Source organism: Pantoea sp. R102 (assembly GCF_004916815.1).
In the GTDB taxonomy this organism is placed as follows: Bacteria; Pseudomonadota; Gammaproteobacteria; order Enterobacterales; family Enterobacteriaceae; genus Pantoea; species Pantoea dispersa.
Genome location: NZ_SDFT01000122.1, coordinates 1 through 6,336 on the forward strand (window position 1 = coordinate 1; position 6,336 = coordinate 6,336).

Sequence of the window (6,336 nt, forward strand, 5' to 3'; positions counted from 1 at the left end):
CGCCATTCATGGCGACCTCAATGACGCGGCGGACCCTGATACCGCAGCGTATTTAAATTCCCCTGCAACACCAAATCCCGCTTCAGCGTTGACACCTGTCGGCACACCTCCGCGATCGCGCGGTGATCGCGTAACTTCTTCTGCCACTTCTCAGGTACCTGATCCAGCTGCTGATACAGCGCCTCGAGCGAACCAAACTGCAGCAGCAGTTCCCGCGCGCTTTTCGGCCCGATGCCGGGCACGCCTGGAATTTTGCTGCTGCTGATACCGCATAAGCCCCAGTAATCTGCCAGCTGGGCCGGCGCGACGCCGAACTCCTGTTCGATAAACGGCACGTCCAGCCAGCGCTTCTGAAAATAATCGCGGATGCGGATGCTCGGCGCCAGCAGCTGGCAGTAACCTTTATCGGTAGAAACGATGGTGGCCTGATGACCGGCGTCGGCCATCTTCACTGCCAGCGTCGCGGCCAGATCGTCCGCTTCATCCTGTTCGGCAACCCAGCAACTGACACCGCTGGCCTCAAAGGCCGCCTGCAGCGAGGCCATCTCCTGCTGTAAATCATCCGGCATCGGCGGGCGACCCGCTTTGTAGTCCGGCAATAACTGATGACGCCAGCCAGGCTGTCGGTCATGGCTGTCAAACACCGCCACCACGTGCGTTGGTCGCGTGTGGCCCAGCAGCTGATGCAGCGCCGCCACGCAGGCCTCACGACAGGGCGAACCCTGCACCGCGTGCAGGCGGCGGATCAGATTGAGCGCGTCGATAATAAGCAGATGAAGCGACATAGTGATACCGGCAGCCCGCAGGCTGCCTTCCTGATGGGTTATTTGATGATTTCGTAGCAGGGGATGTAAGCGCTGCCGGGCAGCTTCATGCGCTGCTGCGCGACGAAGCCCTGCAGCAGTTCGTCCATACGGTGCATCAGATCGGCATCGCCTTGCAGCTGATACGGACCTTTTTCCCGGATTTCGCGGATCCCCATCTCTTTGACGTTACCGGCCACGATGCCCGAGAAGGCACGCCGCAGATCCGCCGCCAGTTTTTCCGCTGGCTGATTCGGGAACAGCTTGAGGTTGGCCATATTTTCGTGGGTCGGCAGGAACGGCACCTGCAGATCCGGCGCAATGCGAATCGACCAGTTAAAGCTGTAAGCATCGCCGGTTTCGCGGCGGTACTCTTTCACCTGCGGCATGGCTTTCTTCATCAGACGCGCCACTTCCGCAGCATCATCAATGATGATTTTGTAATGCCGGCGCGCGGCTTCACCCAGCGTATTAACGATGAAATCATCCAGCACGCGGAAGTAATCGGCGCTCTCTTTTGGCCCGGTGAGGATCAGCGGCAGGACCTGATCGCTGTTCTGCGGATTCATCAGAATGCCCAGCAGATACAACAGCTCTTCTGCCGTGCCCACGCCGCCCGGGAAGATCACGATGCCGTGAGCGATGCGCACAAAGGCTTCCAGACGCTTTTCGATATCCGGCATGATGATCAGTTCATTCACCAGCGGGTTAGGTGGCTCCGCAGCGATGATCGACGGTTCGGTCAGGCCGATAAACCGGCTGTCGTGATAGCGCTGCTGTGCATGGCCTACCGCCGCCCCTTTCATCGGCGCTTCCATCACGCCCGGACCACAGCCGGTACAGATGTTCAGTTCGCGCAGGCCCATCTGCGTCCCGACATTGCGGCAATATTGATATTCGACCGCGTTGATGGAGTGACCGCCCCAGCACACCACGGTGTTGGGATATTCGCCCACGTGCAGCGCGCGCGCATTGCGCAGAATGGAGAACACCTGGTTGGTGATGTGCGCGGAGTCGGTGACATCCTGATTCTGCAGACGATCCGCTGCCGAGAGCTGACCGTTAACAAACAGAATATCGCGCAGTACGGCAAACAGGTTCGCCTGCAGCGAACGGATAATCCGGCCGTCAACAAACGCCTCTTCCGGCGGGTTGATCAGCTCCAGTTTCACGCCGCGCTCGCGGCGCAGCACGTTGATGTCAAAGTTTTCAAAGCGGGAAAGCAGTTCGTGGCTACTGTCGGTCTGGCTGCCGGAGTTGAGTACCGCCAGCGAGCAGTTGCGAAACAGCTGGTAGAGATCGCTGCTGGCAGTACGCTTCAGCATGTCGACTTCCAGCTGGGAGAGCAGATCCATTGAGCCAAGCGGGCTGATATGTGTAATCAAGAGAACTCCTTTACACGCAAATGCGTGACTGATGACGCTGCGCTTAACCCGTTGAGCGCAGTGACGAAAATCCTTCGGTAAGCACGCTGTCGCCCTCGCGCCTGTACCAGAGTACCGTTGTCGGCCGCGAATGCTCAAGTGGAACCGCGCATCCGTGCGTCGGCCTGCGAGACATCTCGCAATCTGTTACTGGCGCACCAGGCGGGAGTAGCCCGGCGTGAAGGGGACATTGCTGCGCCACGGATTGATATCCAGCCCGCCGCGCCGCGTGTAGCGCGCGTAGACGGTTAGTGCTGCTGGCTGACAAAAGCGCTGAATATCGTTAAAAATACGCTCGACGCACTGCTCGTGAAACTCATTGTGCTGGCGGAACGAAATCAGATAGCGCAGCAGCGCTTCGCGATCGATACGCGGGCCCTGATAGCGAATCATTACCGAGCCCCAGTCCGGCTGATTGGTGATTAGACAGTTCGATTTCAGCAGATGGCTGACCAGCGTCTCTTCAACTACTTCGCTGCCCGTTGCGCTGGCGAGGTAATCAGCGTTAAAGCCGTAATCGCTGATGGTGATATCCTGCTCGTCGATGACATCGCCAGCGAAGTGCCCGATCGGCTGACCTTCCACTTCGCTCAGGCGAAACAGCGCCACGCTGACCTTGCCGTTAGCGCAGGCGCTGAGATCGCGCTCCAGCGTTTGCCGCACGGCGCCCCAGTCGGCGAAAATCGTCTGGTTAAAGCTGTTAAGATAGAGTTTGAAGCTTTTGGACTCGATCAGATTCACGCTGTCGGCGCTTAGCACCACTTCGCCGACCGCGACCTGCGGCACGCCTTTGCTGTTAAGCCAGGAGAGTTCATACAGCGTCCAGATATCTGCGCCGTGGAACGGCAGGTTATCGGGATAAAGCCCGAGCGGCTCGCGATTCAGGCTGCGCGGCACCGCCTGCAGCAGCGTGTTATCGTAGCGATCAACATACGCGGTGGGCTTACCCAAAGTCAGGCCGCTCAGCGCCGTATCCCGGTTTTCAGAAGACATAACGGTTACCACTAAAATCCATCAAAGGGAGTCAGTGTAACCGATCACCAGCGAGAAGATGAATGATGCAGCAAACCGCAGAGGCCCTGCGCGATTTTACCGCCCGTTATGTAGCGCACTGGCAGCAGCAGCACGGCCATTTTCCCGCCAGCGCAGAGCTGTACGGCGTGCCGTCGCCCTGCATCATCAGTGAACTGGATGAGCGCGTCCTGTGGCAGCCGCAGGACTTTACCCTGCCAGCCTCGCTGGCAGCCGTTGAGCGCGCGCTGGATATTCAGCTGCAGCCGGACCTCACCACGTTCTATACCACGCAATTTGCCGGCGACATGCATGCGCAGTTTGCGCAGCAGCCGCTGACGCTGCTGCAGGTGTGGAGCGAGGACGATTTTACCCGCCTGCAGGAGAACCTGATTGGTCATCTGGTGATGAAGCGCCGTCTGAAACAGAGCCCGACGTTGTTTATCGCCACGACAGATTCGGAGCAGGATGTTATCGCGGTGTGTAATCTGACCGGTGAGGTGATTGTGGAGCAGCCGGGAACGAAAAAACGGCAGAAACTGGCGGTGGATATTCAGACATTTCTTAATGCTTTACAACCGGTTAGTTCGTGAGTTGCAGACTTTTCTCGCAGCCTTTGTAAGAGATCTCTCACAACTGTTGTGCGAGATCGCCAGAACATTGCGCAGACTTCCGGAAGTCCGCAATGTAAAAATATTGTGAATCATGCAGTTATGGCATCAATCTGAAAATTAAGACATGGCTTAATCGTTTAACGGCGCTTACTGACTTGTTATTGCGATGGTTTCTGCCAGAATAGTCACCACTGGCAGGAAGCCACGGATTGAGAGACGTTCAGGAGAATGTCAGCCAGGCGGCAGGAACGTAACGGAGTTTACGTCACAGGGAAGGCTTCAGGATGAAGCAGGACACTCCGGAGTGAGTAAAGGACACCTCCAGGATGGAGAATGAGAGCCACGCGGGATGTGGCGGGCCAGGATGCTAAGGACCAATGTCAAGATGACGGGCGACGGAAAGCGCAGGAACAGTTGTCAAGGATGAGCAGGGAGCACAGCGGTGGCGGGAATGCTGCAAACGAACCGGGAGCACTGTAATCACAGTGCTCCCTTTTTTTATGCCGTTTTTGCGCGCGCACCCACTAATGATATGCTTGCCGCCCCTTTTTGACGCGGAGGTAGCGTATGTCGACGCACCTGATTATTCAGCGGCTGCAGCAGGTCGAAGCGGTGATGCGCGAACACGGCCACTGGCAGACGCACGCCCCGACGGCGGAAGCCTTTAACAGTACGCAACCTTTCTGTCTCGATACCCTGCAGCCGCTCGAATGGCTGCAGTGGGTCCTGCTGCCGCGCATGCAGGCGCTGCTTGACGCCGGCGCCGCGCTGCCGCAAAACTTCGCCGTTACGCCTTATTATGAGATGGCCCTGCCGCCCACCACGCCGGGCCATGCAGCGCTGCTGCTGACGCTCAGCCAGCTTGATGCGCTGTTTGCGCCGCCGGACGCCTGATGCTGGAGATCATTTATCAGGATGCATGGCTGGTTGCGGTAAATAAACCGGCGGGCTGGCTGGTGCACCGCAGCTGGCTCGATCGCAAAGAGAAAGTGGTGGTGATGCAGACAGTGCGCGATCAGATTGGTCAGCACGTATTTACCGCGCATCGCCTCGATCGGCCCACGTCTGGCGTGCTGTTGATGGGGCTCTCCAGCGAAATCGGGCGGCTGCTGGCGCAGCAGTTTGAGCAGCATCAGATTCAGAAGACCTATCACGCAGTGGTGCGCGGCTGGCTGGACGGTAGCGCAACGCTGGATTATCCGCTGGTGGAAGAGCTGGATAAAATTGCCGACAAGTTTGTCACGGAACCACGCGCGCCGCAGCCGGCAGTCACCGATTATCGCGCGCTGGCGCAGGCAGAACTGCCGGTAGCCATCGGCAAGTACCCCAGCGCACGTTATACGCTGGTTGAGCTGTCGCCGCACACCGGGCGCAAGCATCAGCTGCGACGCCATATGGCGCACCTGCGTCATCCGATTATTGGTGACAGCTCGCACGGCGATCTGCGGCAGAACCGCGGTGCCGCAGCCCACTTTGGCATGGATCGACTGATGCTGCACGCCAGTGCGCTGACGCTAACGCATCCGGTGACCGGCGAACCGCTGGTGATTCGCGCCGGGCTGGATCGCGTCTGGCAGCAGATGCTGCAATCGTTTGGCTGGCAGCAGCAACTGCCCGATGTGCCGAGGGTTGAGTTTGCCGCTGAGGCAGTCCAGGATAAGCCGACAGAATAAAGGAGCGGCAAAATGGCAAAGATTGGCATTTTTACAGGTACGGTGTACGGCAACGCGCTGCTGGTTGCCGAAGAGGCGCAGCCGGTGCTGGAAGCGCAGGGGCATGAGGTGAAGGTGTTTGAAGATCCGTCACTGGCCGACTGGCAGGCTTACAGCAAAGAGGTCGCGTTAATTGTTACCTCGACCACCGGGCAGGGCGATTTTCCGGACAATATCGCGCGGCTGTATGTGCAGGTGCGCGATGAACTGGGCTATCAGCCTGAGCTGCGCTATGGCGTGATCGCTTTAGGCGACAGCAGTTACGACCATTTCTGCGGGGCCGGTAAGACCTTTGATGCCACGCTGCAGGAGCAGCAGGCGCAGCGTATTGGCGAGGTGCTGCTGGTGGATGCGACGGAAAATCCGGAGCCCGAGTCAGTGACCACGCCGTGGGTGGAGAGCTGGGGTAAGCTGTTGTAGTTTGGCCTGGTTCACGCCCTCACCCTAACCCTCTCCCGCAGGCGGGAGAGGGAACCGATCGCGCCGAAAGTTAATTTTGCATATCACGTCACCGGTGCCGGATTGAATACCGCCAGCTGATTACGGATTCCCCAGCGATCTGACCACGTCTGTTTACGTCCGCTGGCGATATCCAGAATCAGCTCAAACAGCCGCCAGCCGACCTGTTCAATACTCTCTTCGCCCGTCGCGATGGTGCCGGCATTGATGTCCATCAGGTCATGCCAGCGGTTCGCCAGCGCGCTGCGCGTCGCCATTTTGATCACCGGAATTGCCGCCAGACCGTAAGGCGTGCCGCGCCCGGTGGTAAACA

7 protein-coding genes and 1 pseudogene are annotated in these 6,336 nt (G+C 58.5%); 4 read left to right on the forward strand and 4 right to left on the reverse strand.

Going from position 1 to position 6,336, the window contains the following annotated elements:
- Positions 1–17: 17 nt before the first annotated feature.
- The 3 genes from xni to queF all read right to left on the reverse strand — a co-directional run bounded on the left by xni (position 18) and on the right by queF (position 3,220).
- On the reverse strand, positions 18–785 hold the full coding sequence (xni, locus tag ERD80_RS13565; RefSeq protein ID WP_136547240.1) for a flap endonuclease Xni: 768 nt from the start codon (positions 783–785) through the stop codon (positions 18–20).
- A 38-nt stretch (positions 786–823) separates the two neighbouring features.
- Positions 824–2,188 carry a nucleotide 5'-monophosphate nucleosidase PpnN gene (gene ppnN, locus ERD80_RS13570; protein ID WP_021507381.1) on the reverse strand — a complete coding sequence of 455 codons (1,365 nt, stop codon included), beginning with the start codon at positions 2,186–2,188 and terminating at the stop codon, positions 824–826.
- A gap of 186 nt (positions 2,189–2,374) precedes the next feature.
- Complete coding sequence (queF, locus tag ERD80_RS13575; protein WP_021507380.1) at positions 2,375–3,220, reverse strand: NADPH-dependent 7-cyano-7-deazaguanine reductase QueF; 846 nt, start codon at positions 3,218–3,220, stop codon at positions 2,375–2,377.
- Between the two features lie 62 nt (positions 3,221–3,282).
- On the opposite strand from queF, the gene syd reads away from it, so the two are divergent.
- The 4 genes from syd (at position 3,283) to ERD80_RS13595 (ending at position 5,984) form a co-directional block, all read left to right on the forward strand.
- The gene (gene syd, locus ERD80_RS13580) at positions 3,283–3,831 is read left to right on the forward strand and encodes a SecY-interacting protein (RefSeq protein WP_059010890.1); all 549 of its coding nucleotides are present in this window, start codon (positions 3,283–3,285) and stop codon (positions 3,829–3,831) included.
- A gap of 588 nt (positions 3,832–4,419) precedes the next feature.
- On the forward strand, positions 4,420–4,746 hold the full coding sequence (locus ERD80_RS13585; RefSeq protein ID WP_136547242.1) for a YqcC family protein: 327 nt from the start codon (positions 4,420–4,422) through the stop codon (positions 4,744–4,746).
- Positions 4,746–5,525: a tRNA pseudouridine(65) synthase TruC gene (gene truC, locus ERD80_RS13590; RefSeq protein ID WP_136547244.1), complete on the forward strand. Its 780-nt coding sequence runs from the start codon at positions 4,746–4,748 to the stop codon at positions 5,523–5,525. The genes ERD80_RS13585 and truC overlap by 1 nt, the downstream gene beginning before the upstream one ends.
- Before the next feature lie 12 nt (positions 5,526–5,537).
- Positions 5,538–5,984, forward strand: coding sequence for a flavodoxin (locus ERD80_RS13595; RefSeq protein WP_021507375.1), 447 nt, complete (start codon positions 5,538–5,540; stop codon positions 5,982–5,984).
- A gap of 83 nt (positions 5,985–6,067) precedes the next feature.
- On the opposite strand, the pseudogene ERD80_RS13600 reads toward ERD80_RS13595, so the two are convergent.
- A pseudogene (locus tag ERD80_RS13600) lies at positions 6,068–6,336 on the reverse strand (UxaA family hydrolase); the annotation flags it as partial.

Coding starts and splice junctions, on each gene's coding strand:
- truC (WP_136547244.1), top strand. CDS start 4,746: ATGCTGGAGATCATTTATCAGGATGCATGGCTGGTTGCGGTAAATAAA.
- xni (WP_136547240.1), bottom strand. CDS start 785: ATGTCGCTTCATCTGCTTATTATCGACGCGCTCAATCTGATCCGCCGC.
- ERD80_RS13585 (WP_136547242.1), top strand. CDS start 4,420: ATGTCGACGCACCTGATTATTCAGCGGCTGCAGCAGGTCGAAGCGGTG.
- queF (WP_021507380.1), bottom strand. CDS start 3,220: ATGTCTTCTGAAAACCGGGATACGGCGCTGAGCGGCCTGACTTTGGGT.
- ERD80_RS13595 (WP_021507375.1), top strand. CDS start 5,538: ATGGCAAAGATTGGCATTTTTACAGGTACGGTGTACGGCAACGCGCTG.
- syd (WP_059010890.1), top strand. CDS start 3,283: ATGATGCAGCAAACCGCAGAGGCCCTGCGCGATTTTACCGCCCGTTAT.